Annotated in this window: 20 protein-coding genes; 11 read left to right on the top strand and 9 right to left on the bottom strand. The window is 69.7% G+C overall.

Annotation, left to right across the window (positions count from 1 at the left end):
- Positions 1 to 32: 32 nt before the first annotated feature.
- Positions 33 to 5,243: a family 43 glycosylhydrolase gene (locus ACIOHP_RS34750; protein ID WP_401893638.1), complete on the bottom strand. Its 5,211-nt coding sequence runs from the start codon at positions 5,241 to 5,243 to the stop codon at positions 33 to 35.
- A gap of 266 nt (positions 5,244 to 5,509) precedes the next feature.
- Positions 5,510 to 7,711 carry a nitrate- and nitrite sensing domain-containing protein gene (locus ACIOHP_RS34745; RefSeq protein WP_401893636.1) on the bottom strand — a complete coding sequence of 734 codons (2,202 nt, stop codon included), beginning with the start codon at positions 7,709 to 7,711 and terminating at the stop codon, positions 5,510 to 5,512.
- A gap of 441 nt (positions 7,712 to 8,152) precedes the next feature.
- On the opposite strand from ACIOHP_RS34745, the gene ACIOHP_RS34740 reads away from it, so the two are divergent.
- From ACIOHP_RS34740 to ACIOHP_RS34725, 4 genes are all read left to right on the top strand, one after another.
- Positions 8,153 to 9,514, top strand: a complete 1,362-nt coding sequence (locus tag ACIOHP_RS34740; RefSeq protein ID WP_401893634.1) for a hypothetical protein — start codon at positions 8,153 to 8,155, stop codon at positions 9,512 to 9,514.
- Positions 9,511 to 9,816 carry a hypothetical protein gene (locus ACIOHP_RS34735; RefSeq protein ID WP_401893633.1) on the top strand — a complete coding sequence of 102 codons (306 nt, stop codon included), beginning with the start codon at positions 9,511 to 9,513 and terminating at the stop codon, positions 9,814 to 9,816. The genes ACIOHP_RS34740 and ACIOHP_RS34735 overlap by 4 nt, the downstream gene beginning before the upstream one ends.
- Positions 9,817 to 9,842: 26 nt before the next feature.
- Complete coding sequence (locus ACIOHP_RS34730) at positions 9,843 to 10,262, top strand: hypothetical protein (RefSeq protein ID WP_401893631.1); 420 nt, start codon at positions 9,843 to 9,845, stop codon at positions 10,260 to 10,262.
- Between the two features lie 214 nt (positions 10,263 to 10,476).
- Positions 10,477 to 11,319, top strand: a complete 843-nt coding sequence (locus tag ACIOHP_RS34725) for an alpha/beta fold hydrolase (protein ID WP_401893629.1) — start codon at positions 10,477 to 10,479, stop codon at positions 11,317 to 11,319.
- Here the strand turns inward: ACIOHP_RS34725 and ACIOHP_RS34720 are convergent.
- Both ACIOHP_RS34720 and ACIOHP_RS34715 read right to left on the bottom strand, forming a co-directional pair.
- Positions 11,316 to 11,810 (bottom strand): PaaI family thioesterase, encoded by a 495-nt coding sequence (locus ACIOHP_RS34720; RefSeq protein ID WP_401893627.1) that lies wholly within the window; start codon positions 11,808 to 11,810, stop codon positions 11,316 to 11,318. The genes ACIOHP_RS34725 and ACIOHP_RS34720 overlap by 4 nt on opposite strands.
- A gap of 87 nt (positions 11,811 to 11,897) precedes the next feature.
- Positions 11,898 to 12,623: a TioE family transcriptional regulator gene (locus tag ACIOHP_RS34715; RefSeq protein WP_401893626.1), complete on the bottom strand. Its 726-nt coding sequence runs from the start codon at positions 12,621 to 12,623 to the stop codon at positions 11,898 to 11,900.
- A gap of 58 nt (positions 12,624 to 12,681) precedes the next feature.
- Between ACIOHP_RS34715 and ACIOHP_RS34710 the strand changes: the two genes are divergently transcribed.
- Positions 12,682 to 13,887: an erythromycin esterase family protein gene (locus tag ACIOHP_RS34710; RefSeq protein ID WP_401893625.1), complete on the top strand. Its 1,206-nt coding sequence runs from the start codon at positions 12,682 to 12,684 to the stop codon at positions 13,885 to 13,887.
- Positions 13,888 to 13,929: 42 nt separating this feature from the next.
- On the opposite strand, the gene ACIOHP_RS34705 is transcribed toward ACIOHP_RS34710, so the two are convergent.
- The 3 genes from ACIOHP_RS34705 to ACIOHP_RS34695 all read right to left on the bottom strand — a co-directional run bounded on the left by ACIOHP_RS34705 (position 13,930) and on the right by ACIOHP_RS34695 (position 16,039).
- The gene (locus tag ACIOHP_RS34705; RefSeq protein WP_401893623.1) at positions 13,930 to 14,838 is read right to left on the bottom strand and encodes a GlxA family transcriptional regulator; all 909 of its coding nucleotides are present in this window, start codon (positions 14,836 to 14,838) and stop codon (positions 13,930 to 13,932) included.
- Positions 14,839 to 14,848: 10 nt separating this feature from the next.
- Entirely contained in the window at positions 14,849 to 15,451 is a 603-nt protein-coding gene (locus ACIOHP_RS34700) for an isochorismatase family protein (protein ID WP_401893621.1), read from the bottom strand.
- Positions 15,452 to 15,523: 72 nt separating this feature from the next.
- Positions 15,524 to 16,039, bottom strand: coding sequence for a GIY-YIG nuclease family protein (locus ACIOHP_RS34695; protein ID WP_401893620.1), 516 nt, complete (start codon positions 16,037 to 16,039; stop codon positions 15,524 to 15,526).
- Positions 16,040 to 16,182: 143 nt separating this feature from the next.
- Here ACIOHP_RS34695 and ACIOHP_RS34690 point away from each other — a divergent pair, with 143 nt between their 5' ends.
- The 5 genes from ACIOHP_RS34690 (at position 16,183) to ACIOHP_RS34670 (ending at position 24,455) form a co-directional block, all read left to right on the top strand.
- Complete coding sequence (locus tag ACIOHP_RS34690) at positions 16,183 to 16,797, top strand: dihydrofolate reductase family protein (RefSeq protein WP_401893618.1); 615 nt, start codon at positions 16,183 to 16,185, stop codon at positions 16,795 to 16,797.
- Positions 16,798 to 17,017: 220 nt separating this feature from the next.
- Complete coding sequence (locus ACIOHP_RS34685; RefSeq protein ID WP_401893616.1) at positions 17,018 to 19,363, top strand: glycosyl hydrolase family 95 catalytic domain-containing protein; 2,346 nt, start codon at positions 17,018 to 17,020, stop codon at positions 19,361 to 19,363.
- A gap of 52 nt (positions 19,364 to 19,415) precedes the next feature.
- Positions 19,416 to 21,317: a glycoside hydrolase family 97 catalytic domain-containing protein gene (locus tag ACIOHP_RS34680; RefSeq protein WP_401893614.1), complete on the top strand. Its 1,902-nt coding sequence runs from the start codon at positions 19,416 to 19,418 to the stop codon at positions 21,315 to 21,317.
- A 28-nt stretch (positions 21,318 to 21,345) separates the two neighbouring features.
- Positions 21,346 to 22,572, top strand: coding sequence for a glycoside hydrolase family 88 protein (locus ACIOHP_RS34675; protein WP_401893612.1), 1,227 nt, complete (start codon positions 21,346 to 21,348; stop codon positions 22,570 to 22,572).
- Positions 22,573 to 23,528: 956 nt separating this feature from the next.
- A complete protein-coding gene (locus ACIOHP_RS34670) occupies positions 23,529 to 24,455 on the top strand; it encodes a hypothetical protein (RefSeq protein ID WP_401893611.1) in 927 nt (308 codons plus the stop codon).
- A gap of 51 nt (positions 24,456 to 24,506) precedes the next feature.
- On the opposite strand, the gene ACIOHP_RS34665 is transcribed toward ACIOHP_RS34670, so the two are convergent.
- Positions 24,507 to 25,271: a class I SAM-dependent methyltransferase gene (locus tag ACIOHP_RS34665; protein ID WP_401893610.1), complete on the bottom strand. Its 765-nt coding sequence runs from the start codon at positions 25,269 to 25,271 to the stop codon at positions 24,507 to 24,509.
- Positions 25,272 to 25,424: 153 nt separating this feature from the next.
- Here ACIOHP_RS34665 and ACIOHP_RS34660 point away from each other — a divergent pair, with 153 nt between their 5' ends.
- Entirely contained in the window at positions 25,425 to 26,288 is an 864-nt protein-coding gene (locus ACIOHP_RS34660) for an endonuclease/exonuclease/phosphatase family protein (RefSeq protein WP_401893887.1), read from the top strand.
- A gap of 51 nt (positions 26,289 to 26,339) precedes the next feature.
- Here ACIOHP_RS34660 and ACIOHP_RS34655 read toward each other — a convergent pair whose 3' ends face one another.
- On the bottom strand, positions 26,340 to 26,762 hold the full coding sequence (locus ACIOHP_RS34655; RefSeq protein WP_401893609.1) for a VOC family protein: 423 nt from the start codon (positions 26,760 to 26,762) through the stop codon (positions 26,340 to 26,342).
- Positions 26,763 to 26,780 lie beyond the last annotated feature (18 nt).

The raw sequence follows: 26,780 nt of genomic DNA, 5'->3' as shown, positions 1-26,780 counted from the left end.
GGACGGCGTGACCGGTACGCCCGGCCTGGGGGTCACTCCCGACGGTCGCCGATGGTGACCAATCCGGTGATCTTCGAGCTGGTGACGTTGTCGTAGACGACATCACCACCGGACTTCTTCCAGATCCTGACGTGGAAGCTGTCCGGGGTATCGGTGGCGGTGACGCGGAAGGCGTAGCCGTCGGTGCCGTTGACCGTGCCGGTGCCCTGGTAGACGGCCTGGGAGCCGGTGACCACGAGCCAGTCGGAGCCGGTGGAGCGGAACTTGAGCTTGGCCGGGCCGAAGTCGAGGGACATCTGGCCGATGGGGACGGAGGTCAGATTCGTGTAGAAGGCGGTGAAGAAGAAGGCGGCCTTGCCGGTCAGTGTCGGCTTGGCGGGGTAGGCCCCGGCCGGTGAGGTGAAGAGGCCGGTGCCGAACGCGGGTCCGGCGGCGCGGTCGTAGACGATCAGCTCGGGGAGCGTCCTGCTGTCCGAGGCGCCTTCGTCGTCGGTGACGGTGATCACCGGCTTGCGGATACCGGTCTTGCGGTAGGTGTGCTCCGCCCGGCAGCCGGACGCGGTGACCGTGCCGGCCGTCGGCGCGGTGCCGTCCTTCCAGTCGACCGTGCAGGTGTGGGTGTCACGGGTGCCCGGGTCGGTGAACCCGGCCGTGACGACCGCCTGCTTGCCCACCGACACCGGGGACTTCGGTCCCGTGGCGGAGGTGAGGGCCGGTGCCGCGTTGGCGACCTCGACGGTTGCCGTGTCGCTGCTGCGGCCGCCGGTCAGTGTCACCTTGAACGTGCCGTTGTCGGTGCAGGTGAGCGTCGTACGGGCGGCCCCGGCGTCGGCGAAGGTGCAGGGCGCCCCGGCCTCGGTGGTCCACTTGGCGGTGCCCGCGCCGGATACCGTGCCGTTGAGCTGGATCCTGTCGCCTTCCTTGCCGGAGGCGTCCGCGCCGGCCCGGGCGATGGTGACCGGGTCGATGCTCTCCAGGGTGGGGACGACCTTCTTGATCAGGCCGTCGGCGTCGAACTCCATTGTGTCGATGGTGGTTTCGCGGTGCATGCCGTCACCGCCGGGGATGGCGAAGCGGTGGTAGACGATGTACCAGTCGTCGGTGTTGGGGACGTGGACCACCGAGTGGTGGCCGGGGCCCTTGATGCCGAGCGAGAGGTCCTTCTCCAGGATCACGCCCTGCTTGGTCCAGGGACCGGTGGGCGAGGGGCCGGTGGCGTAGGCGACCTGGTAGTTCTCGTCACGTGTGTCGTTCTCCGACCACATGAAGTAGTAGGTGCCCTTGCGCTTGATGACGAAGGAGCCCTCGTTGTAGTTGCTCGGCGTGATGTTGGTGACCTTCGAGGCGTCGAAGGAGACCATGTCGTCGTTGAGCGGGACGACATAGGCGCGGCCGTTGCCCCAGTACAGGTACGAGGTGCCGTCGTCGTCGGTGAAGACGGCCGGGTCGATCATCTGGCCCGGGTAGGCACCGGCCTTCAGCAGCGGCTTGCCGAGCGCGTCCTTGAACGGGCCGGTGGGTGAGTCGGAGACCGCGACGCCGATGTTCGCGTCGGCGCAGAAGTAGAAGTAGTACTTGCCGTCCCGCTCCTCCATGGCCGGCGCCCAGGCCCTGCTGTCCGCCCAGGAGACGTCCGGACCCAGGTCCAGGATGACGCCGTGGTCGGTCCAGTGGACCAGGTCCTTGGAGGAGTACGCCTTGAACTGCGTACCGCTCCAGCCCTCGAAGCCGTCGGTGGTCGGGTAGATGTAGAAGGTGTCGCCGAAGCGGACCACGTTCGGGTCGGCGTTGAGACCCGGCAGGACCGGGCTCTTCATGATCGCCGCCGAGACCGTCCAGGTGCGCTTCTTGCCGTCCGAGCCCGTGACCTCGTACGTCACCGGCTTTGTGAAGTCGCGCAGGGTGCCGGAGGCGGGGCTGATGGTCGCGCCGTGGGCGAGGGTGAACTGCGGTGCCAGAGCGGTGACATCACTGCCCGGGGTGAGCGGCAGGACGATCTTGCTGTCCTTGTCGGTGATGATCGCGTCGGTCTTGAGCGCCGGGTGGGTCGCCGCGGCGATCCCGGTGGTGTTGCCGCTGAGCTCCAGGATCTCGGCGGGCGTCAGGGCCCGGTTGTAGATCCGGAAGTCGTCGACCTCGCCGCCGAAGTATGGGTCCGGGGAGTAGAGGGACTTGCCGATGTAGCCGGAGTAGTCCTTCGCCGAGTCGTACAGCTCGGACGGCTTGACGGTGACCCCGTTGACCCGGGCCGCCTCGGCGCCGTCCACGTAGAGGATCGCCGTCCCGGTCGCGCCGTCCAGGGTGACCGTGAGGTGCTGCCACTCGCCGGCCGTGAGCCGGGAGCCGCCGATCATCTGCTTCTCACCGGACCAGGTGGCCTTGGTGATCGCGGAGAATAGCTTGCCGCCGCCGTTGGACGGGGTGGCGAACAGGTACTTGTTGCTGTCCGGGCCGAGTCCGAACAGCCACTGGAAGTTGTCGCCGCCCTTCCACTTGACGTACGTGGAGACGGTGACGCTGGTCGTGTCCTTGAGCACGCCGCCCGGGATCTTGACGTACGGCGAGCTGGAGCCGCTGTCGCCGCCGGACATCTTGAACGAGCCGCCCTCGACGCCGGTGCCGAAGTCGGGCGTACGGACGTAGGTGCCGTGATAGCCGTGGCCGCTGGAGTCGCGGGCGATGCTGCCGCCGCTCTCGTCGAAGTCGTAGTGCAGGAGCAGGTCGGCCGGGACGTCCGGGCCCTCGGCGGAGACCGTGACCTCGGCGCTGACGCCGATCGCGGAGTCACCCGCCAGGTCGCCCTTCACCGTGAAGGTGCCGGCCTGCGCGTACTGCGACGGGGCCACGTCCTCCCAGGTGACGGCGACGGGACGCTTCACCCCGCCCGCGGACTCGGCGATGACGGTGGCGGGCAGGACCGGGGCGTCACCGATACGCGTCTCGACCTTGACGTCCTCGACGCCCGTGATGATCTGGTCCGGCTGGTACGTCTTGAGGAGCCGGTCGTACTCGGCCTGGGTGACCGGGAGCACCGTGCCGTGCCGGGGCTTGGACGGCAGGTCGTAGCCGGTGGACGGGGTCCAGACGCCGGAGGCCAGGTCGGTCGTCTCGAAGGGGATGTAGCCGCGTCCGCCGAACTCGTCGAGGAACGCGTACCACTTCTCCTCGGTGTTCGACTTGAACACCAACGGGCCCTCGGCCGCGCTCATCTCGCCCTTGCCGATGCCCTCGGCGACGGCGGTCCAGGAGAGGTTGCGGAGCGTGTCGCTCTTCTCCTCGAAGATGAACTTGCTGTTGGGCGTGGAGGAGCTGTTGTTCCGCTCGTCCTTGGAGAGGCGGAAGTACGTGCCGTCGTGCTGGATGACCGTGGAGTCGATGACCGAGTAGCCGCGGTCGACCCAGACCTTGGGCTCGCTGAAGGTGTAGAAGTCACGGGTCGTCGCGTACATCATGCGGTTGTACGTGTCGCCGGAGTGGGCCTCGTTGTCGTACAGCTTGGAGGCCCAGAAGACGACGTACTCGCCGAGCTTCTCGTCGTAGTAGGCCTCGGGGGCCCAGGTGTTGCCGGCCGCGTCGGGGGAGACCTTCACCAGACGCTGGTTGGTCCAGTTCACCAGGTCGGTGGATTCCCAGACCATGATGGACTTGCTGCCGGTGCGCTGGGAGGCGTCCCAGTCGCCGTTGCCGTAGATCCGCAGGTCGGTGGCGATCTGGTAGAACTTGTCGCCCTCGGGGGAGCGGATGATGAACGGGTCGCGCAGGCCCTTCTCGCCGAGCGTGGAGGTCAGGACCGGCTTGCCGTCGTTCAACTCCCGCCACTTCAGCGGGTCGTTGCCCTTGCTGAGCGCGGCGTAGAGCTGCTCGCCGTCCGAGGTGCCCTCGCCGGTGAAGTAGCTGAACATGTAGCCCTTGAGGGCTTCCTTCTCGGGCAGTTCCGGCACCTTCGCGGTGAAGGCGCGGGTCGTCTTCGCGTCGCCCTTGGTGACGGTGGCGGTCAGCTCGACGGTCGTGGTGCCGTCGCCGTGTTCGGGCCGGTGGACCACGCCCTCGGCGGAGACGACGTCCGTGTTCGCGGAGGACCAGGAGACCTTGGTGCCCAGGTCGCCCTCGGCCGGGAAGGTGAGGTTGCCGCGGACGTCGTCGAGGTTGTGCACGGTCAGTGCCTCGGCGGCCTGCTCGACGGCGGTCGTGTCGTCGACGGCGGGCAGGACCGTGACCTCGAAGGTCTTGGTGGCGCTGACGGTGCCCTTCCTCAGGGTCGCTGTCAGCGTGGCGTGGCCGTCCGGCTGACCGGAGGCGGGGCGGGTCACCGCGCCGGAGTCGGAGACGACGTCGGTGTTGTCGCTGTCCCAGGTGATGGAGGAGCCGCCGGCCGTGCCGGTCTTGGGCAGGGTCAGATCGGCGGTCACCGCGCTGGTGTCGCCCAGGGTGAGAGCCGCCTTGTCGGCGGCGACGCCCTGTTCGGCGATGGGGAGCGAGAGCTGCTCGACCTCGGAGCCGGCGAGTGCGCGGTCGTAGACCCGGAAGTCACGGATCTTGCCCTTGAAGAGCTTGTCGCTGGTGTAGACCGACTTGCCTATGTAGTTGGCGGTCGTGGTGCCCGAGCCGATGGAACCCGGGGTGGTGGTGACCGAGGTATTGCGGCCGACCTCCGTGCCGTCCTCGTACAGCACGGCCGTGTTGCCGGTCTGGGTGTAGGTGAGCTGCTTCCACACCGAGCGGGTCAGGTTGTGCGAGTCGGCGGGGCGGGTGTTCTGCTCCGTCGACCAGTTGCCGGACGCGATGGCGGTGCGCAGCGAGTTGCCGGTGGCGAAGAGGTAGCCGTTGCCGGCGCCGCTGGCGGTGTTGCCGAAGCCGTAGATGAAGTACGGGGTGCTCTGCGACTCGTCCATCAGCACGTCCATGGAGACGCTGATCGAGTCCATGCCCTTCATGACGTCGTTCGGCACCTTGATGTAGGTGTCCGAACCGTTGAAGGCGAGGCCCTGGCCGGTGCCCGTCCAGCCGGCGGTGCCGTTGACCGTGCCGTCCCGGCCGTTGCCGGAGGCGTCGGTGACGGTGGTGCCGGAGGAGGCGTCGAGCTTGTACCAGAGAGCCAGTCCGTCGGTGACGTCCGCGGTGTCGGCCGCCTGCGCGGGGAGGAGGGGGGCGGTGAGGCCCAGGAACAGCGCTGCGACGGTCAGGCCGGCGAATCGGCCCGTCCGGCGTCTCCCGCGAGTGCGCGGACGTGCGAAGTACGTCATGTGGGGTTTCCCTGCTGAGGCATGGCTGACGGGGGAGGGAAGAGGCGTGGCGGAGCAGGCCGTCGACGGGGGTGGCCTCGGCGGTGGACACCCTGGCGTTTCGGCTGTGTGACGTCGTGTTGCGAGAGTGTCAAACGGGGTGTGGCGCAGCGTCAAGAGGTTTCGAACAATGTCCGACAGGTCGAACAGCGCTGTGAGGGGTCCATCGGCCGGAGTGCGGCGCCCTGTTGGGCAGGCGGCGTCGCACCCCGGGACCCGCTGACTGCCTAGCGGGGAACGTCCTCGTGCTCGTCATGTCCCGTCTGGCGGCGACGCTCCTCACGGTAGAGGTAGCGGCTCATCGCATCCGTTCCCGACTGGTCCCGGGCCGCGTGGGCCCCCTGACCGCCCTGGGAGAACGACTCCACGATGCTCCCGTCGGGACCCGCGTAATGCGGTGCGTTCTCCAGGGGATACGGGGAGCCCGCGGCCGGGTCGACGGGGACCTCGTGCGGCGCCGCGTAGGTGATCGTGTGCGGCAGCATGATCAGTGACGTCGTGCCCGACTGCTGTCGCGAGGGCCGCAACTGGACACGGATGCCGTGCCGGTCGGCGAGCCGGCCGACCACGAACAGACCCATCTGCCGGGAGATGTTGGCGTCGACGGTCGGCGGATGGGCGAGCTTGTGGTTGATGGCGGCGAAGTCCTCGGCGGTCAGGCCGATGCCGCTGTCATGGATCTCCACCATGACCCGCCCGTCGGGAAGCCGGCCCGCGGTGACGTACACCTTCATCTGCGGTGTGGAGAACGCGGTGGCGTTCTCCAGGAGTTCGGCCAGCAGATGTACGAGGTCGCTCACGGCACGGCCGTGGATCTCGGCCTCCGGGACGCCGGAGAGCTCGATCCGCTCGTACTGCTCCACCTCCGAGGCGGCGGCCCGCAGCACGTCGATCAGCGCGAGCTGCGGCATCCCGTGGTGGTTGGACTCCTCGCCGGCGAGGACCAGGAGGTTCTCGCCGTTGCGGCGCATACGGGTGGCCAAATGGTCCAGGCGGAAGAGGTTGTCGAGCTGGTCCGGGTCGGCCTCGTTGTTCTCCAGGTCGGTGATCAGGGCCAGTTGACCCTCGACGAGCGACTGGCTGCGCCGCGACAGGTTGGTGAAGATCGCGTTGATGTTGCCCCGCAGCGCCGCCTGCTCGGCGGCCAGCCGCACCGCCTCACGGTGCACCTGGTCGAAGGCCCGGGCGACCTCGCCGATCTCGTCGGTCGAGGTGATCGGGATCGGCGCCACCCGGGTGTCGACCCGGCCGGGAGTGGAGCGGTTGAGCTGGGAGAGCAGGGCCGGCAGCCGCTGCTCGGCGATCTGGAACGCCGAGCCGCGCAGGACACTCATCCGGCGGCTCATCGAGCGGGCCACCCCGGCGGCGATCAGGAACGCGGCGAGCACGGCGCCGAGGACCACGGCCGACAGCACGATGGCGTCCCGGCGCGCGCTGTCGGCGATGTCCTTCGCGTTGGCGAGCGCGGTGTCGCTGAGATAGACCTCGACCTGGCGGTACGCGTCGAAGGAGAGGGTGGAGGCGGCGAAGAAGGACTCGGTGGTGATGCCCTGCTCCGCGAGGTCCCCGGCCGACTTCCCCGACGCGATCTCACTGATCATCGTCGTCATGGCGGGCGGAGCGACGTAGTCCTCCCCGGCCGCGTCGGCACGCGCCGCGGCCTGGGTGACCTGCTGCTCGCCCTTGGTCTTCGCGGCTGCCAGCGCCTTCTTCAGCCGCGCGGTGTCCTGGCTCGTGGCGGCGCCGTCGAACTCCACCAGCGCGACCCGCTGGAGATAGGCGTAGGAGCGGAACGAGGCGAGCTGGGTGGCGAGTTCACCCTTCTTGAGCTTGCTGCGGTCCTCGGCCAGGATGTGCGTGCCGATGGCCCGGGTCAGGGACTCGGCCGCCTGCGTGAGCGAGATGGCGTACAAGGCCCGGCCGAAGCTGGCCTGGTTGTTGCTGCCGAAGCCGAGCTCGTTGGAGAGTTCCATCAGCGGGTGCTGGATCAGGTGGTACTTCTCCTCGGTCTGCACCCCGGGCAGCGCGGACGTGAACGCCGCGTCCCGGATGCCGGCGAGTTGCTTGCCGCCGCTCTGGACGACCTCGACCCTTCTCAGCAGGCGCTCGGTTCGGGGCATCCGATCGACCGTCTTGTCGAAGGCGGCCCTGTCCTGATCGGTGATCTTGCGTGCCTTGGCGACGACACTCGAGTCGGTGTCGCCCCGCAGCAACGGGACGACCGACAGATCACGCTCGTTGATCGCGTCACTGGCGTACTTGTTCGCCGCCTGCACCAACTCCGCGACCCGGACCGCGTCGTCGGCGCTCTGCCAGGTGTCCACGGCGCGCGTCACCCGGAATCCCCCGAGCACGAGCGTGACCACGACCGGGATCAGCAGGATGGCCCGCAGCCGCCGCGCCACCCGCCAGTTGTGGGTGAAGGACATGCCCTTTCTGCGCCCGGTCGCTTTCGGCTGCTCAGGCTGACCGGGCTGCTGAGGCGGTGGAGTCGGCTGAGCCGCGGGGGCTCCCGCAGCTGCCTTGCGGGGCGCTGCTCGCCTTGCTTTGCTCACTCGACTACCGACCTCTCGACGACGGGTGGCCCGCGACCGTGCCCGGCTGAACATGTCGGGCCGTTTCCTGGCTGCATGTGTGCGGGGCCCGATCACTGCTCCTTTGAACCGTTACGGATATGAAGCGCTCCGTGTTCAGACCATGACAGCGCCGATCCCCCGGTGACCGGTCGGGAGTGCGCCTGGACCGGTGATGTCGGCGCGGGGCGAGGGAAACGTCGCTCCGGGCCGCCGCGGACACCCCCGCCGCGCTGCGACAGCGTTACCCGCGAGGGCGACGGACAAGAGGTCGCGTGCGCCGAATATGTTGAGGGCATGACGAACCTGCGCCATCCGTGCCTGTCCGGGCTGGCCCGGAATCCGGCAGCCCCCGAGGACGTCCTCGTGCGGATCGCGGCACACCGGGCCGGCCGGCACGGGATGGCACGGCGTCGGGAGCCGCTGCCGGATGCCGTGGTCGAGGCGCTGCTGGCGCACGACGACGGTGACGTCTTCGCCGGCCTTCGCGCGGAACGGATCTCCCCGGCCATGCGCCGCAAGATCGCCACGCACCCCGATCCGGCGATCCGCGACGCCCGGGCGGACTTCATCCGCCATCTGGTGGAGCGCGGGTCGACGGCCGTTCTCGCCGATCTGGAGGAGGTCTACGGCCGGCCCCGCACAGCGCTGGTCGCGGCACCCGACCCCAAGCTGCGCGCCGCGGTCGCGGGGTCCTGGTACGACCGGCCGGCCGAGGTGCAGACGGCACTGCTCGCCGACCCGGATCCAGAGGTGCGCGCGGCGGCCACCCAGCACAGGCAACCGGGCGTGCCGGCCGAGTGGCGGGACCGCTGTCTCGCCGACCCCGCGGTGCGGGCCAACGTGGCGTGGTACGTCCCGCTCACCTGGGACCAGTTCACCGAGCTCATGGGCAGCGGCGACGAGGACATCCAGCGGGCCGTGGCCGCCAATCCCCATCTCACCGCCGACATGGCGGCCCAACTCCTGGACGTCGAAGACCCGTTGGTGCGGGTCGCGGTGGCGCAGAGCCGCCATGTCGACAACGCCACGCGCGAGCGGCTGTACGCGCTCGTGGAAGCCCGGCGCGCGGACGGCGACATCGACGCCAAGGTGGCATTGAGCTGGAACTCCGCCGAACCGGCCTGGATGCGCGAAGCGCCCCTCGACGAGCGGCTGAGCTATCTGGACAGCCCGCACACGATATTCCGGCGCGTACTCGCCGGCAGCCGCGACCTGCCCGAGGACGCATGGCGCCGGCTGGACCACGACCCGGAGTTGTCGGTCCGCCGCACCGCCGCCCGCCGACCGGACGCACCACCGGACGTCCTGGAACGGCTGGTACGCGCCCACGGCGACGTCTTCCACCACCGCCCCCTGCTCGTCGAGCACCCCAACTTCCCCCGCCACACGCTGCGCACGTTCGTCGACGAACCGATCCCGAACGTGCGTTACGTCGCCCTCCAGGACCCCGAACTGCCCGTGCCGGCGCTCCAGGAACTCGCCGCGGCCGAGGAGCCCTTCCTGCGCCGCGGGGTCGCCCGTCACCCCAACATCACCGACGCCTTGCTGGACCGACTGCTGTCGGACCCCGACCCGAACGTGGCCGACGACGCCGCCGCCAACCCGGCACTGCGTCCCGCCCGTATGAACCGCATCCTCACGGAGGCCGACCTGTGATCCCGGACGCCACGAGCCACTCCGCGACCGAACCGGCGGTGCAGTGCTCCATGTTCCAGGCCACGACCGGTCCGCTGGTCTCCATGGCCCTGCTCTCCCTGGAACTCGACGAGGTGGCGCGGCGACTGAGCCTGACGATCGAGGAGTCCTGGGACGAACACGGCGCCGTGCGCGCCGCGTTCTTCACCCTGGCCGGCACGGACTTCGTGGTCACCCATCACGAAGGCGATCCGCCGGAAACGTACGTCTGGGTCAGGAAGTCCGGCCCCGTCGACCCGGCCGCCCGCACCGGCATTCCCTGACGGCACTCGGCGTCGGCACGGAGGTGGTGTCGTACTCCACCTGGGGCATCGGCACCGACCTCTCCCACATCCCGGCCGCCTGGCGCCGGTTCAGACACCGACCGGTCGACTCGCACCAGAGGTTCTGGGAGAGCTTCCGGGATCACATGGGGATGTACGTCGGCCGCATCACCTACGAGGGAGTGACGGCGTACCTCGACGGCTACGACCACGCCGGCGGCGGGGTGCTGCTGGACGGTCTTCGGGAGTGGCTCGCGGCCACGTACGGGGCGGGCGAGAACCTCGTCTGGGCGGCGCAGGTCGTCCAGGTCTTCCCCGAGGGCCGGCCGGACTCTCCGTGGTCGCAGGACCAGCACACCCGTGCCGTCGAAGGCCTCGTCGCCCTGCTGGAGGAGTTCTTCCAGCACCTCCAGGACCCCGCCGGCGCACCACCACGGACCGCCTGACACCGGGACCGCACCAGCGCGGCCGGCCGGGAGCCTCCGCGCACCGTTTGCGGTCGCCGGCACACCGCCGACCAGCCCCACAACCGCCTGCACCTGAGTCACCGCGGCAGCGTTTTTTGGCACCCGGCGGATCGCACGGCGACATCTGTCCGACCCGGCGGAATACATCCGACGGCTCCGCCCTTGAGCGTGCTGTGGGAGAGGAGCAGCACTCGTGAGTGACTGGGAGTTGGCCGAGACGTTCCGCAGCACGTCGGGGGAGGTGAGGTGGGGCAGCCTCGGCCCTGACGGCCGGGACCCGGTGGTGCTGCTGCACGGCACGCCGTTCTCGTCGTACGTCTGGCGCTCCGTGGCCCGCGCGCTGGCCCGCGACCATCAGGTGTTCGTGTGGGACATGCCCGGCTACGGCGCCTCGGAGAAGTCCACCGGCCAGGACGTCTCCCTGGCCGCGCAGGGCAGGGTCTTCGCCGAACTCCTCGCACACTGGGGTCTTGACGAACCCCTCGTGGTCGCCCATGACTTCGGCGGTGCCGTCAGTCTGCGAGCGCATCTGCTGCACGGAGCCCGCTACCGTGCGCTCGCCCTGGTCGACCCGGTCGCACTGGCCCCATGGGGGTCACCGTTCTTCCGGCTCGTCGGCGAACACCCGGCGGTCTTCGAACAACTGCCGCCCGCACTGCACCGGGCCCTGGTACGCGAATACGTGAGCTCGGCCAGCAGCCCCGGCCTGCACCCGGCCGTCCTCGACCGACTGGTCCGGCCCTGGCTCGGCGACCCCGGCCAGGCGGCCTTCTACCGGCAGATCGCCCAGGCGACCCAACGTCACACCGACGAGATCCAGGACCGGTACGCCGACATCACGATCCCCACGCTGATCTGCTGGGGCGAGGACGACACCTGGATCCCCCCGGAGAAGGGACGCGAGCTCGCCGCCCGTATCCCCGGCGCACGTCTCGAACGGCTCGCCGGTGCGGGACATCTGGTCCAGGAAGACACGCCTGCCGAACTCACGGCTGCTCTCGCGGCCTTCCTCCGGCAACACGGCCAGGCAGGTTAGTCGGCGGCCACCGGGAAGAGCATGCAGCTGCTCGTGGCGTGGGCCAGCAGGCGCTCCTCGGTGTCGATCAACCTGGCCTCGGCGAGCGCGGTCTGCCGGCCTCGGCTGACGACCGTACCGATGGCCCGGACCCGGCCTGTGTCGGCGGTGATCCGCTTGAGGAACTTCACGGTCAGATCGAGCGAGGTGTACCCCATGCCGACCGGGAGCGTGGACTGCACGGCACACCCTGCCGCCGAGTCGAGCAGGGTGGCGTAGACGCCGCCGTGCACGCTGCCGATCGGGTTGTAGTGCTCCTCGCCCGGGGTGAACGAGAACACGGCCCTGCCCTCGTCCACCTCGTCGAGGGTGAAGTCGAGGGTCGCCGCGACGGGAGCCGCGGGCAGGCGGCCGGCCCGCACCTCACGCAGGAACTCCAGGCCTGAGGAGCGCCCCACGGCGGCGGCGGTGATCGCGGGGTCGTCCCACTCGTAGGTGCGTATGCGTCCCATGTTCCGGTGCCCTCCCTGCTGACTTCGTCGACTGAAGCTAGCCCGGCACTCCTGGACTGTCAAAGGCCGGAGCCAAGGGGACGGACGCTATCCGCGGTCGCGCAGGTACGCCTCCAGCTCCGCGGCCCCGGTCAGCATCGCCCGCCCGCGGGCGGACAGCCTGCCGTGCCAGTCGCGCAGGGTGGCCTCCAGCGGCTCCGGCCCGCCGGCCGCCCGTACCTGGGCGATCAGCGGGGCGATCTGCTCCAGCAGGTAGCCACCGCGCCGGAGTTGGTGGGCGAGCCGGGCGTCCCGTACGTCGGCCTCGTCGTAGACGCGATACCCGGTCCGTGGATCGCGGCGCGGGCGTACCAGGCCGGCGCGCTCCCATTTGCGCAGCGTCGCGGGCCGGATACCGAGCTGGCCCGCCAGCACCCCGATGAACCCACCGGCGGACCGGACCGCTGCGTGGGGCTCGGGCGCGGGGTCCAGGTCGCGCAAGGCGCGCTCCACGGCCTGGAGGGTGCGCCGGTCGTCGAGGAGCTGGGCGTGGCTCTCGTCGATGAGGCGCATCGCCTCCTCGGTCGCGTCCTCGTTCACAGCGCGCATGATCGCTGTCGCCGTCTGGTGGCCGTGCCCGGGCACCAGGGCGAGGAACGCCTTCAGAGCCCGCGCGTGCAGCGGGGTGTAGGTGCGGTAGCCGTGCGGTGTGCGACCGGCGGGCGGAAGGATGCCCGCCTCCTCGTAGTTCCTGACCGCCTGTGTGGACAGACCGTGCCCGCGGGCCAGGTCTACCGGCCTCAGTCGCTCGTGACTTTGAAGGTTTCGTCCCATGATCCCGCTGATATCGAGCAAAAGTTTCAACCGAAGGTTCAACGATAGCGTTGAAGGCATGGCTACTGACATCAAGGACACCGTCCATGCCGTCGATGCCGCCGCCGTCATGGGGCTGCTCCCGGGCCGGCCGCGGCTGCTCGCCCTGGGGGAGCCCACCCATGGCGAGGACGTTCTGCTCGGCCTGCGCAACGACGTCTTCCAGCAGCTCGTCGAAGAGGAGGGTTACCGGACGATCGCGATCGAGAGCGACTGCCTGAGGGGTCTGGTCGTGGACGAGTACGTCACCACGGGCAGGGGCACCCTCGACGAGGTCATGGAGCACGGGTTCAGCCACGGCTTCGGCGCCTCCGCGGCCAACCGCGAACTCGTGCGCTGGATGCGCGCCCACAACGACGGCCGGCCCGCGTCCGAGCGGCTGCGCTTCGGCGGCTTCGACGGCCCGCTGGAGATCACCGGTGCGGAAAGCCCCCGGCAGGCCCTCACCGCACTGCACGCCTACCTGTCTGCCGAGATCGACGCGGACCAGCTCCCGTGCACCGCGGAAACACTCGACCGCCTGCTCGGCGTCGACGATCCATGGACCGACCCCGCCGCGATGACGGACCCGGCCCGGTCCGTGGGGCAGTCGGACGAAGCCGGTCGACTGCGGCTGCTCGCCGACGACCTCGTGGCAGTGCTCGACGCGCACACCCCGCACCTGATCCAGGCGACCTCACGGGACGACTGGGACCGGGCGCGCCTGTACGGGCGTACCGCCACCGGCCTACTGCGGTACCACTTCTGGATGGCCGACACCTCACCGGGCCGCATGACCCGACTGCTGGGCCTGCGGGACTCGATGATGGCCGACAACCTGCTTGCCCTAGCCGAGCGCACCCCGGTGCTGGTCTTCGCCCACAACGCCCATCTCCAGCGGGAGAAGAGCTCGATGCGTATGTGGGACCACCCCCTGCTGGAGTGGTGGAGTGCCGGCGCGATCGTGAGCTCCCGCCTGGGCGAGGAGTACGCCTTCCTGGCCACGGCCCTCGGTACGATCCGGCACCAGGGCGTGGACACCCCGCCGCCGGACACCGTCGAAGGACTCCTGTACGCGCTCCCCGAGGACCGCTGCGTCATCGACGCCGCCCGCCTGGCCACCACCCTCGCCGACACCCGGCCCACTCACCGGGTGTCCCCGTACTACGGCTACGCCTCGTTCGACCCGGCGCACCTGACCTCGACGGACGGGATCGTGTTCATCAAGGACGTCCCCCGGACCTGACTCCCGCGTCACGCCGCCGGGGCTCCGGCGGGCGCCTCGACGTCAGTCCGTACGCGCGCGAAGGCGTCGCAGCATGCGTGGGTCCGTGAAGCCGACCGAGCGGGCGGCCGCGTCGACGGTGGCGCCGTGGCTGATGAGGTGCTGGGCGCGTTCCAGGCGGAGGGTCTGCTGGTAGCGGAGAGGGGTGAGGCCGGTGGCGCGGGTGAAAAGACGGGTGAGGGTGCGTTCGCTGACGCCGACGGCCGTGGCCAGGGTGGGGAGCGGCAGTGGCTCGTCGAAACGGGTGTCGATGAGGTCCTGGGCGTGGTGCACGGTGTCGTCGAGATGGGAACGGTGCCGGAACATCGCGCTGGACTGCGGCTCATGGCCGTTGCGGCGGGCGTAGACGACCATGTCCCGGGCGACCTGGGCGGCGACGGCGGGGCCGTGCCGGCCGGCGATCAGATGCAGGGCCAGGTCGATGCCGCTGGCGATGCCGGCCGAGGTGATCACGCGGTCGTCGGAGGTGAACAGGACGTCGCGGACGACCAGCGCGCCGGGGTGGCGTACGGCCAGTTCGTCCTGCACGTCGTGATGGGTGGTGCAGCGCCGGCCCTTGAGCAGTCCGGCCCGCCCGAGCGCCTCCGCCCCGGCGCAGACGCTGGCCACCGTTCCGCCCTTGGCGTGGTGGTCTCGCAGGACCTGGAGGGAGGCCTCGCCGATGGCGGGCGAGTCGGCGAGGGTGACGGCACGCCAGCCGGGCACCACGATCAGGTCCTGGGGGCCGAGCTCGGGCCAATGGAGGCCGGCCACCAGCGGCAGCCCCTGGGCGGTGGGGACCTGTGGCTGCTCGGCGACATAGGTCAGGGTGTAGGGGTGCCCGAAATCGGCGGCCGTGGAGAAGACCTGCGCGGGGCCGGCCAGGTCCAGCAGATGGACTCCGGGCACCAGGAAGAAGACGACGTGGCTCACGATTCGGTCATCATGCAGGAAGGGCGGCCGCGGCTTCCAGCTCGTCGACCGTGGCAATGGTGGCGAAGCGTCCGGCGAGGGCGTATTCGGTACGGCGGATGACCTCCTCGGCGGACAGGGTGCGGGGGTCGGCGAGCAGTGCGGCGACGCTCTGGTCCTCGGGGGCGTCGCGGTGCGGGATGGGGTTGGTGGCGGTCGCGTCGACGACGAAGGTGACCTGGTATCCGAGGTCGCTCGCGACGCGGGCGGTGGTCTCCACGCACTGTTCGGTGCGGATGCCGCACAGGGTGAGCTCGCGGATGCCGCGCTCGGTGAGGAGTTGCTGCAGGTTGGTGGTGGTGAAGGCGTTGTGCGAGGTCTTGTGGACCAGGGGCTCGCCGTCCGTCGGCGGCTCGACTTCCTCCAGTAGCCGCACATGGCCCAGGGCCGGGTCGAAGACGCCGCCGGTGCCGGGCTCGGAGTGCAGCACCCACACCACCTGGTCCCCGGCGCGGCGGGCGAGCCGGACCAGGCGGTTCACCTTGTCGGCGATCTTCGGGTCGGAGATGGTCTCCCACAGCGGCCGGGCGCGGAAGGACTCCTGGACGTCGATGACGATCAGTGCTCGGGTCATGCACCAAGCCTGATCCGTGCGGGTGGGCCGACGACAGGCCGCATCGGGTCCGGCAGCGGACCGATCCGGTCATCAGTGCCGCCTTCGGGACTCCGGTGGGACAGGAGCGGTCGCACCCGCCGCTTCTTTGATGTCCTCGGCGAGTTTCGCGATTCTCGTTCTCTTCGTGGTGATGGCGCGGGTGAGCAGGCGCAGGTGGCTGGAGGACTCGGGGACGGTGGCCTCGAGTTCCGCCAGCCGCCGCTGTTCCACGGCGAGTTGGGTTCTGAGGCGTGAGGCGGGGTCGGCGGGTGGGGGAGGGGCGGGCGCGTTGAAGACGACGTTGTACCGGGGGTGCTCGGCGCGGACTGCCTGGCGTTCGGCTGCTTCCGGGTCCTCGGGATAGTCGATCCGGACGGCGATGACGAGTGATCTCCAGGGCTGTTCGCGCAGGTGGGTGCGTATCCGGGTGAGCGGGCAGATCGTGATCCCGACGTAGAGCAGGCCTTCGGGCCCGTACAACCGATACAGGGCGGTGCGACCCGCGGTGTGCAGGCTGCCTTCCTCGTCGAACAGGCCGCGCAGGAACTGTGCGTCGGCATCGGCCATGACGGGGCCCCTCCTTCCCCTCGTCCTGCCTCCACGGTGGCACGAGGGTCTGACAGCGCGGCCCGCCCGCGATGTCGAATGCGCCGCTTCCTGATCGACGTGAGAGTGAAGGCACCACCCCAGGACCCGAGGAGCACCCCATCGTGACCGTTACCGCTGATCTGGCCATGTCCCTCGACGGCTACATCGCCGGGCCCCACGTCACTCTCGACAACCCGGGAGGTGACGGCGCCGAGCCGCTCTTCGAGTGGATCCACAACCTGGCGAGCTGGCGGGAGCGCCAGGGGATGGACGGTGGGGAGGAGAACCGGGATTCCGAGCTGATGGGTGAGTGGTTCGATGCCACCGGAGCCGTGGTCATGGGGCGGATGATGTACGACACCGGTGAGGAGTTCTGGGGCGACAACCCGCCCTTCAGGACCCCGGTGTTCGTACTGACCCACCGGCCCCGGCCGACCCTGGTCAAGGAGGGCGGCACCACGTTCACGTTCGTCGGCGACGGCATCCACAGCGCCCTCCGGCAGGCGAAGGCCGCCGCCGGGGACAGGAACGTCGACATCGCGGGCGGCGCGAGTACGGTGCGGCAGTACCTCGAGGCGGGACTCGTCGACGAGCTCCAACTGCACGTGGTGCCGGCGCTCCTGGGCGACGGTCTGCGGCTCTTCGGCGGGCTGGAGTCGGGCCGACGGAACCTTGAGGTGGCCCGGGTCGTCGACACCCCGCTCGCGACCCATCTGAAGTACCGCTTCGTGAAGTGACCTGGCACAGCCGAGTACGGGCCTAGGGGCTGCGATACATCGGATGAGTTGGTGGCGTATCGGGGCAGCTCAAGCGCACCCTGAAGCTCATCCCCCTCTGTCTGCATCAGCTATGGCCGAATTTCGTCACTGTAAAGGTTCTTGACAGTTGCATGACGCATGCCTACGTTCCCCGATACACCCGATGTATCGATGATCCCCTCAGACCCGGAGGACGACGATGACCTCGCAGTCGGGGAAGACCTCACCCATGCCCCGCAGAGCCGTACTCGGCACGGCCCTGGGCGGCGCGGCAGCCGCGGCCCTGCCCGGGACGGCCCACGCCGAACAGCCCCAACGGTCCCTACCGACAGAGCGGTCGGGCGATGACGGCCTGGCCGCCGAGCAGGAACGCCGCCCCTGGAAACTCCGCGACACCATGACCACCGACCGCGCCTGGGAAGGGTTCCTGCGCGGTCAGGACCTGCTCTGGAGCAGGCTGCCCACCCTCTGGCACGAGGGCCCCTTCCTCGGCGACGGCCTGCTCGGCACCATGGTCTACCAGGAGCCGAACACCCAGCACATCCGCTTCACCGTCCAGCACGGCCGCGTCCAGGACCACCGGCCCGAGTTCGGCAGCGGCTGGGGCACCGCCCGCCTGCCGGTCGGCCGGCTCACCCTCGAACCGGTCGGCACCATCACCGCCGTCGACTGGCGACTGAGCCTGTGGAACGCCGAACTCACCGGCACGATCACCACCACCGCAGGCACCCTCACCCTCGCCGCCCTCATCCACGACGAGGTCCTCGCCGTCCGGGTGACGTCCGACGGCGACGAAGAGCCCACCTGGACGTTCCACCCCGAAGAGGCCATCAGCCCCCGGAAGATCCAGGAGGCCCCGCCCGCCGGCTACACCCCCAACCCGCCCTGGACCACCCGGACCACCACCGACGGCACCGAACAGACACTCCAGCCCCTCACCGGCGGCGGCCAGACCGCGACCTCCTACCGCCGCACCGGAAACGACCTTCTGCTCAGCGTCGGCCACAGCTTCCCCTCCGACACCGCCGCCGGGGCCGACTCCCTGCGCAACCTCCGGCGCGCCGCGTCCTACGACGTCCTCAGACGACGGCACATCCGCTGGTGGCGCGCGTTCTACCGGAAGAGCTTCGTCTCGTTCCCCGATCAGCGGTTGGAGAGCTTCCACTGGATCCAGCTCTACAAAGTCGCCTCCGCCAGCCGCGCGGGCGGCCCCGTCATGGCCACCTCCGGTCCATGGCTGGAGCCGACACCGTGGCCCGCGGTCTGGTGGAACCTCAACGTCCAACTGGAGTACTGGCTCATCCACGGCTCCAACCACCTGGAACTCGACGCGCTCGCCACCACCCTGCGGCAGAACCAGGAACAGCTCATCGCCAACGTGCCCGCCGCCTACCGCTCCGACAGCTCCGGCGTCGGCCGCAGCTCCGACATGTACGCCAACCGCGGTGTGGGCATGCCCGGCACCGGCGCCGAGACCGGCGATCTGACCTGGGCGCTGCACAACGTCTGGCTGTCGTACCGGCACACCATGGACACCTCGCTGCTGCGCGACACGATCTACCCGGTACTGCGCCGGGCCATCAACTACTACCTGCACTTCCTCACCCCGGGCAGCGACGGCAAGCTCCATCTGCCGAGCACCCTCTCGCCCGAATACCCCGTGGTGCCGCCGCAGGACACCAACTACGACCTGGCGCTCATCCGCTGGGGCTGCCAGACGCTCATCGAGTCCGCCGAACTGCTCGGCCTCGACGACGAGTTGACACCGCGCTGGCAGGAGGTGCTGGCCCGGCTCACGCCGTACCCGGTCGACGGCAACGGCTTCATGATCGGTGCCGACACCCCGTACGCCCAGTCCCACCGCCACTACTCGCACCTGCTGATGGTCTACCCGCTGTACCTCGTCAACTGGGACCGGCCCGAACACCGGGACCTCATCGCGAAGTCGGTGGTCCGCTGGCACGCGCTGGCCGGAGCCCACCGCGGCTACAGTTACACCGGCGCCGCGTCGATCTACGCGATGACCGGCGACGGCGACACCGCGATCGCCTACCTGCGCAAGTTCTTCGACACCGGCACCCGCTACCCCTGCCGGCCCAACACGCACTACACCGAGGCCGGTCCGGTGATCGAGACGCCCCTGTCCGCCTCGCAGTCCCTGCACGACATGTTCTGCCAGAGCTGGGGCGGCGTCATCCGCGTCTTCCCCGCCGTCCCGTCCACCTGGCAGGACCTCACCCTGCACGACTTCCGCGCCCAAGGCGCCTTTCTGGTCAGCGCGGTTCGCAAGGCCGGAACCACTCGGTTCATCCGGATCAAGAGCCTGGCGGGCGAGCCGCTCAAGCTCCGCCACGGCCTCGCCGGAACCCTCACCGTGCTCCTCGACGACGGCACCCCGGCCCACACCGAGGACCTGGGCGACGGGACCCTCGCCATCGACCTGCCCAAGGGCCGCGAGATCCTCGTCCACGCCGGCCGCCGCCCCGACCTCGTCATCGCGCCCGTCGCCATCAGCGAACCGGGACCGGCCTGGGGACTGCCGTAGCCGCACAGCGCCCACCTCACCCCGCCTCACCTCGTCAACAGGGAGGATTCTCATGGCGGTTCCGATCAGGACCGCGGCTGCCGCGCTGTGTGTCGGCCTGGTGGCCACCCTTCTCACCACCGTTCCCGCGCGAGCCGACCAACGCGAGCACACCTGGACCGTGTCCGGCCCCGGGCGGGACGCTTCGCACGCACCCCACGCGCGGATATCCCTGGACGACATGACCGGCACGGTCAGCCTCTCCGTGACCCGCGACCGCCGTACCGTCATCGAGCCGTCACCCGTCGGCATCGTCACCGAACACGCCGACCTCTCCAAGGACTTGAGCTTCCTGCACCGCAAGGACCGCCTGGTGGACGAGCGGTACCGGACCAAGTCCGGCAAACGACTGGAACGCCGGGCCGTCATGAACGAAACGCGCCTGTCGTTCGCCACACCCACGGGTGCCCGGCTCGACCTCGTCGTCCGCGCCTCCGCCGACGGCGTCGCCTATCGGTACGTCCTGCCCGCCGGCCTCGGTGACGTCCTCGCCGAGACCTCCGCGTTCCGCCTTCCGCAGGACGCGACCGCGTGGCTCAGCACCTACCGGGTCGACAACGAAGGCCAGTTCGCCCAGTACACCGCGGCGACGGCCCCCACCGACGACTACTCGCCCCAGGCCCTGTTCGCCACGGACGGCGGCTACACACTCCTCGCCGAGTCCGACCTCACCGGCACCTACTCGGGCGCCCGCCTCGCCCACGACCAAGGCACCGGAACCTACCGGATCAAGCTCGCCGACGACCGGGTCCGGACCACCGGCCCGCTCGCCACCCCCTGGCGTGCCATGGTCACCGGCGACCTCGCCACCGTCACCCGCTCCACCTTCACCGACGACCTGGCACCCGCCTCCAAGGTGACCGACCCCGGCTGGATCCGCCCCGGCACCGTCCTGTGGACCTGGCTCGCAGGCGGCCGCGCGGCCGGCCAGAGCCTCACCGCGCAGAAGGCCTACGTCGACTACGCCGCCGAACGCGGCTGGCCCTACGAGGCCGTCGACGCGGGCTGGTACTTCAAGTCCGACGCGTGGGACACCACCGACCCGAACTGGCAGACCAACAGCTGGATGCCCGAACTCGTCGACCACGCACGGGCCAAGGGCGTCGGCATCATCGTCTGGATCCATCAACGCGACCTCGACACCCCCGAGGAACGCGCCCAGTGGCTGCCCACGCTGGAGCGCTGGGGCGTCAAGGGAGTCAAGATCGATTTCATGAACTCCGAGGCGCAGTCCATGCTCCGGTGGTACGACGCCATCCTCGCGGAGACCGCCGCCCACCACCTCATGGTCGACTTCCACGGCTCCACGATCCCCAAGGGCATGCAACGCACCTGGCCCCAGGTCATGACCCTGGAAGGCGTCGCGGGCGAGGAGAAGCGCACCAACACCGCCGCGCACCTGACCACCCTGCCCTTCACCCGCAACATCATCGGTTCCATGGACTTCACCCCCGGCGCCTTCCAACGCGTAGGCCTGCGCCCCAACTCCGACGCGGCCGAGACCGGACTCGCCGTCGTCTACGAGTCGGGCCTGCAGATGTACGCCGGCACACCCCAGTCCTACGACGAACGACCCCTCGCCCGTGACTTCTACGACCAGCTCCCCGCCGCCTGGGACGACACCCGACTGCTCGCCGGGCACCCCGGCCAGGAGGCCGTTCTCGCCCGCCGCGACGGCGACCGCTGGTTCCTGGGCGGGGTGTACTCCGGGACCGCCCGCACCGCCGAAGTACCGCTCACGATCGGCCCCGGACGATGGCTGGTCGAGACGATCCGCGACGGCACCGATGGACTCGTCCAGGACCGTCAGATCCTGCGCGGCGGCGACACGCTCGACATCGACGTCACCGACAACGGCGGCTTCGCCGGCATCGCCTGCCGGTGGAGGCCGGGCATCTCCACCTGTCACCGCTAGCCCACGACTCCCCGCTGGAGGGACAGAGATGAGCGTTTCCCGGCGTACCGTGCTGACGACAGCGGCCGGTGCCGCAGCCTCGTTCGCCACCTCGACGCCACCCGCGGCCACGACCGAAAGCCGGTTACCGGAACCGACCCTGCACGCACTGCGCTCGGCGGCCGACTACGCGGTCGAGAAACTACGCACCGTCGCGCCGAACGTGACCGCGTTCCCGGTCGGAACCAGATTCGAGAAATGGGTCTATTCCCAGAACGGCGACTGGGTGGGCGGGTTCTGGCCCGGAACCCTGTGGATGGCATGGCTGCACAGCAATGACGACGACTTCCGCACCTGGGCACTCGCATCCGCGCGGAAGCTGGCCCCTCGCCAGTACGACACCGGTACCCACGACCTCGGTTTCCTCTTCTACCCCTCCTGGGTCACCGCCTGGCGCCTGACCGGCGACGACGCCTGGCGCACCGGTGCTGTGCAGGCGGCCGATTCACTGATCCAGCGGTACAACCCGCGCGGCCACTTCATCCGGGCATGGGGCGCACTGACCGATCAGAAGAACGCGGGCCGGGTCATCATCGACACGATGATGAACCTGGACCTGCTGGCCTTCGCGAGCCGGCAGACCGGCGACCGGAAGTACCTGGACATCGCCGTGGAACACGCGAAGACCACGCGACGGTTCTTCCCGCGCGCGGACGGATCGACCCCGCACGTCTACGACTTCGACCCGAACACCGGCACCCCGATCGGCCCGAACACCGTGCAGGGCTACAGCCCCACGTCCTGCTGGTCACGCGGACAGGCCTGGGGCCTCTACGGCTTCACCACGATGTACCGCCGGACCGGAGACCCCGACTTCCTGTCCACCGCCCGCAGACTCGCCGACTACGCACTGGCCGCGCTGACCCCGGACCACATCCCGGTGTGGGACTACCGATCACCCCAACAGCCCCACGACATCAAGGACGCCTCGGCCGGCGCGATCATGGCCTGCGGACTCCTCGACCTCTCCACGGCCACCGGCACACCGTCCTACCGCGACGCGGCGCTACGCCTGCTCACCGCCCTGTCCCAGACCGGCCTGACGAAGAAGTCGACCCGCGCCGACGCGGTCGTGGCCCGCTGCACCCGCAACCGGCCCGCCGAGGACGGGATCGAGATCTCCCTTCCCTACGCCGACTACTACCTCCTCGAAGGCATTCTGCGCGTACTGCGGCCGCGGGACATCGACCGAGCCATCGACCTGTCCACGCTCTGAGCACGGCGCTAGGTTGGCTGAAGCACGGGGAGACGAGTCCGAGTCCGCTCCCTGCACCGGGGGCGGTCGGCAGAAGGGGGCCGGAGTGATGCGGAACCTGAACGGGCGCCTGCGCGCGTGGCTGCTCGTGCTGATGCTGCTCGCGGGCGGACTGGCGGCTCTGGCCCCGGTGAGCCACGGCGGGTGATGTCCGCCCGGTCGCCACGGGGCCTGAGGCCGGGCAGCTGAGCGGTCGAGGTGTCGAGGGGCTGGGCTGGAGCACGAGGAGGGTCCGAGTTGCTCCCGAGCCGGGGCGCGGCCCGCAGAAGAGGGGCGGAGTGATGGAGAAACTGAATGGACGTCTGCGCGCGTGGCTGCTCGTGCTGATGCTGCTCGCGGGGGGACTGGCGGCTCTGGCACCGGTGAGCCACGGTCCGTGATGTTCGTACCGCCGTCACGGGGCCTGAGGCCGGGCAGCTGAGGTGTCGAGGGGCTGGGCTGGAGCACGAGGAGGGGCCGAGCTGTTCCCGAGCCGGGGCGCGGCCCGCAGAAGAGGGGCGGAGTGATGGAGAAACTGAATGAACGTCTGCGCGCGTGGCTGCTCGTGCTGATGCTGCTCGCGGGGGGACTGGCGGCTCTGGCACCGGTGAGCCACGGTCCGTGATGTTCGTACGGCCGTCACGGGGCCTGAGGCCGGGCAGCTGAGGTGTCGAGGTGTCGAGGGGCTGGGCTGGAGCACGAGGAGGGGCCGAGCTGTTCCCGAGCCGGGGCGCGGTCCGCAGAAGAGGGGCGGAGTGATGGAGAAACTGAACGGGCGCCTGCGCGCGTGGCTGCTCGTGCTGATGCTGCTCGCGGGCGGACTGGCGGCTCTGGCACCGGTGAGCAACGGCCCGTGATGTTCGTACGGCCGCCACGGGGCCTGACGCCGGGGATCTGAGCGGGCGAGGTGTCGAGAAGCTGTCGATATCCTCGCGGGCGTGATCTACGAGGGAACGGCGGGCATGACCGAGGGCGCCCCGACGACAGCTCGGCTGCGGGAGGTGCTGAACCGTGCCGGGCACGTCGTGATCGTCGAGGGACCGCGTGCCGCGGTCGACCGCGCCGACGTGGCACGGACCGTGGTCAGCGGCGCCGAGATCGACGGTCTGGCCCGGCTGTTGGCGATTGTGAACGGCGGCACGGGCGACCGGTGCCGGTGCATGGGCTGGCCGACGATCATGGTGTACGACGTGCACGGCGAGCTGATCGCCTGCTGGGTGCTGCACCATCAGTCCGGTCTCCGCGGTCTCGGCGACTGCGACGCCGACCTGCGCGACGGACCGGCACTCACCGAATGGCTCGCGGAGCGAGGTCTGACCCGATCGCGGGAGGTCCGGTCGGAGCTGGCCGCGCAGGACGCCGAAGCCGACCGGCGTCGGACGCGCTGGGTCCGCGCCGCGCCCGCCGGGCTGTCCGACGCGGCCGCGGACGTGGCACAGCCGCCGGGGCGCGACCACATGGCCTGGTCGCGCCGACTGCAAGAGGCCAAGGCCCGGCTCGCCGCGCTCAGCCGACAGCGCTACCCCGACGGGATCGAGCGGATCCGTGTCCTCCTGGCCTGGGCCGGAATTCCCTCCAGAGAGTCCACCGGCGGCCTTCAGTGGTACGACCTGGCCGTGCAGGAGCAGCTCCTGGGCGAGGATCCCGCCCTCGTCCTCGCCGCGGCGGCCACGCGGCCGTCGAGCCCCGACCGGCTCGACGGGGCGGCCGAACTCTTCGGCTCCACCAAGTGGACCGAGGCGCACGGGAGGGGGCTGCCCAAACCGCTGAGGTCGATGCTGAGCGAGCACATCCGGGCCGACGGCACGGACGCCATGAGGTTCCGGATGAGCCACGGCTACTACGGGGCCAAACGAACCGTGTGACGGCGCTTTCGGCCGGGCCGACGCCCGCGACGGGGACCGCCCACCGCGCCGTCAGTCCGCCAGCCGGGCTTTCCAGATCTCTTCGCTGGGCCATTGCCGGGCCCAGTCGGCGGACACTTCCGAGTAGTCCCGCTGCGCAGGCCGGGGTGCCTGAATCTCTATCAGGTCCTCGACGACGAACCCGCAGGACCGGAGCAGACGAAGTGTCTCGCCGTGCGGCAGGACGAACTGCACATGATCCCCTCCGTTCCATCGGGTCAGACCGAATTGCGGGCGGGACAGCGTGGTGCCCGCCGCTCCCTCGGGCCCCGTACACAGCGCGAACAGCGGTGAGTAGCGCATGAACACCAGTCGGCCTCCGGGAGCGAGGAGCCGGGCTGCCTCCGGGATCCAGCGATAGGGGTCGCACCACAGCGAGGCGCCGTATTCGCTGATCGCCAGGTCGAACGAGCCGTCCTCGTAAGGCACCTCCTCGGCATTGCCCAGGACAAGGGGAAAGTCGATGCCGAACTCGGCCTGCATGGCCCGAGCAGTGCTGAGCTGCTGCTCGGAGAGGTCGATCCCGACCGGATGGGCACCCGCTCCGGCCAGCCAGGCGGACACGTAGGCGGTACCGCAGCCCAACTCGATGGTGCGCATCCCGGCGATGTCGGAGGGAAGCACGGAGACCTGTGACTCCGGGGTCCCCCACAATCCCCAGCGTGGTTCCACCTGCGCCCAGTGATCACGGGCGAGCGGGCCGTGCCATGCGGCCGCCTGGTCATCCCAGTACCGTCGGTTCTGCTCCAGATGGTCCGTGGGGCCGTCATAAGTCATGGAAGCATTGGACCGAAGACGGCCAATGCCCGGCAACGGAATTGTGACCTCGCCGGACTGCGGCTGATGACAACCAGGAGATCAGTCGTGAATGCGTGGTCGGCAACCGGGTCCCATAACCTCGTACATACGTAGTACAGGACGTCGGATGCCCTGTGTGTCGATATTGGGGAGGCCGTGGTGTTCGGTAGGCGCGCGGGGTTGTTCGCGGGCGCGGTGATCGTCGCGTGCATGGCGCTCGTCGGCTCCGGTGCACTGGGCGGTGCTCTCTCCGGCAGGTCGGAGCCCACCGGCGCGGTCAAGAAGGTCGTTCCCAACCGGGTCATGACGTGGAATCTGTGCAACCCGTGCGAGGAGAGCAATGTCGACCGGGCGGCGGAGATCGCCGAGTACGCGCCGCAGGTCATCGCCGTGCAGGAGGCGTGCGCGCCTGACGTGAAGAAGATCCGCGACTATCTGGAGAGTCTTTTCGGGCTGGTCTACCACGTCGAGTACGGGTCGGTTCTGCAGAACTGGGGCCGTTGCGGGGGAGCGCCGTGGAATCCGGGCGGCTACGGGCAGGCGCTGCTGTCGGCGGCACCGATGACCGACCGCGTCAACGTGGAGTACCCCGACGGCGGATCCGAGGACCGCGGCTACATGGCCGTCACCACCAAGGTGGGCGGCCAGTCCGTGCGGGTCTTCAACACGCACTTCGCCGAACGCCGGCAGGAAGAGGTCCGGGCGGAGCAGGCGGGCGTACTCGCCAAGGAGATCGCCCGCCATGACCGCGCCATCGTCCTCGGCGACTTCAACGCCGTGCCGGACGCTCCCGAGCTGTCCCCGATTTGGGCGCTGGCCACGGATACCGACCCGCAGTGCCGTCCCGCCTCGGTCGGGGTCTGCAAGCCGACCACCGAGTGGCAGAGCAAGTTCGACTACGTCTTCCTGCGAGGCATCACCCCGCTCAGGCACCGTGTGGAACCCAGCTCGTACTCCGACCATTACGTGCTGCACTCCGACCTGAACCTGTCGTAAGGCGTCCGGCCCGCCCAGGTGGCCGAGGCGGGCCGGACGGGGTCGGTCGGCTCAGCCGGTGTACGGGGCGGCGACGTCCAGGACCCAGGTGACGCCGAAGCGGTCGGTGAGCATGCCGTACAGCGGTGCCCACTGCGCCGGCTCCAGCGGGCGGACGATGGTCGAGCCCTCGGCGAGCCTGCCCCACAGGGCACTGATCTCGTCGTTGTCGTCACCGCGTACGGAGACGAAGAACGGGTTCTCACCCTGGTTCCAGGGCAGCTGCGAGGGCACGTCGTAGGCCATGACGTGGAAGCCGTCGGCGTCGGCCACCTCGCCCCACATCACCCAGTCCGCCTCGCTCTCGTTCTGCACGGCGCCCGCGTCCTTGTAGGTCACCGCGACGGTGCGTCCGCCGAAGACGGACCGGTAGAAGTCCAGCGCCTCTCGCGCGGTGCCACGGAAGTTCAGGTGTGTGGTGGTCGTGACGGACATGATCTGCTCCTTGCCTCA

The sequence above is a fragment of the Streptomyces sp. NPDC087859 genome (assembly GCF_044742595.1).
Classification (GTDB): domain Bacteria; phylum Actinomycetota; class Actinomycetes; order Streptomycetales; family Streptomycetaceae; genus Streptomyces; species Streptomyces canus_F.
This window is presented reverse-complemented; position numbering and strand designations above follow the sequence as displayed.

Bases quoted from the DNA above. Each gene is read 5' to 3' on its own strand.
- ACIOHP_RS34750 (WP_401893638.1), bottom strand. From the start codon at position 5,243: ATGACGTACTTCGCACGTCCGCGCACTCGCGGGAGACGCCGGACGGGC.
- ACIOHP_RS34745 (WP_401893636.1), bottom strand. From the start codon at position 7,711: ATGTCCTTCACCCACAACTGGCGGGTGGCGCGGCGGCTGCGGGCCATC.
- ACIOHP_RS34740 (WP_401893634.1), top strand. From the start codon at position 8,153: ATGACGAACCTGCGCCATCCGTGCCTGTCCGGGCTGGCCCGGAATCCG.
- ACIOHP_RS34720 (WP_401893627.1), bottom strand. From the start codon at position 11,810: ATGGGACGCATACGCACCTACGAGTGGGACGACCCCGCGATCACCGCC.
- ACIOHP_RS34715 (WP_401893626.1), bottom strand. From the start codon at position 12,623: ATGGGACGAAACCTTCAAAGTCACGAGCGACTGAGGCCGGTAGACCTG.
- ACIOHP_RS34710 (WP_401893625.1), top strand. From the start codon at position 12,682: ATGGCTACTGACATCAAGGACACCGTCCATGCCGTCGATGCCGCCGCC.
- ACIOHP_RS34700 (WP_401893621.1), bottom strand. From the start codon at position 15,451: ATGACCCGAGCACTGATCGTCATCGACGTCCAGGAGTCCTTCCGCGCC.
- ACIOHP_RS34695 (WP_401893620.1), bottom strand. From the start codon at position 16,039: ATGGCCGATGCCGACGCACAGTTCCTGCGCGGCCTGTTCGACGAGGAA.
- ACIOHP_RS34685 (WP_401893616.1), top strand. From the start codon at position 17,018: ATGACCTCGCAGTCGGGGAAGACCTCACCCATGCCCCGCAGAGCCGTA.
- ACIOHP_RS34680 (WP_401893614.1), top strand. From the start codon at position 19,416: ATGGCGGTTCCGATCAGGACCGCGGCTGCCGCGCTGTGTGTCGGCCTG.
- ACIOHP_RS34675 (WP_401893612.1), top strand. From the start codon at position 21,346: ATGAGCGTTTCCCGGCGTACCGTGCTGACGACAGCGGCCGGTGCCGCA.
- ACIOHP_RS34665 (WP_401893610.1), bottom strand. From the start codon at position 25,271: ATGACTTATGACGGCCCCACGGACCATCTGGAGCAGAACCGACGGTAC.
- ACIOHP_RS34655 (WP_401893609.1), bottom strand. From the start codon at position 26,762: ATGTCCGTCACGACCACCACACACCTGAACTTCCGTGGCACCGCGCGA.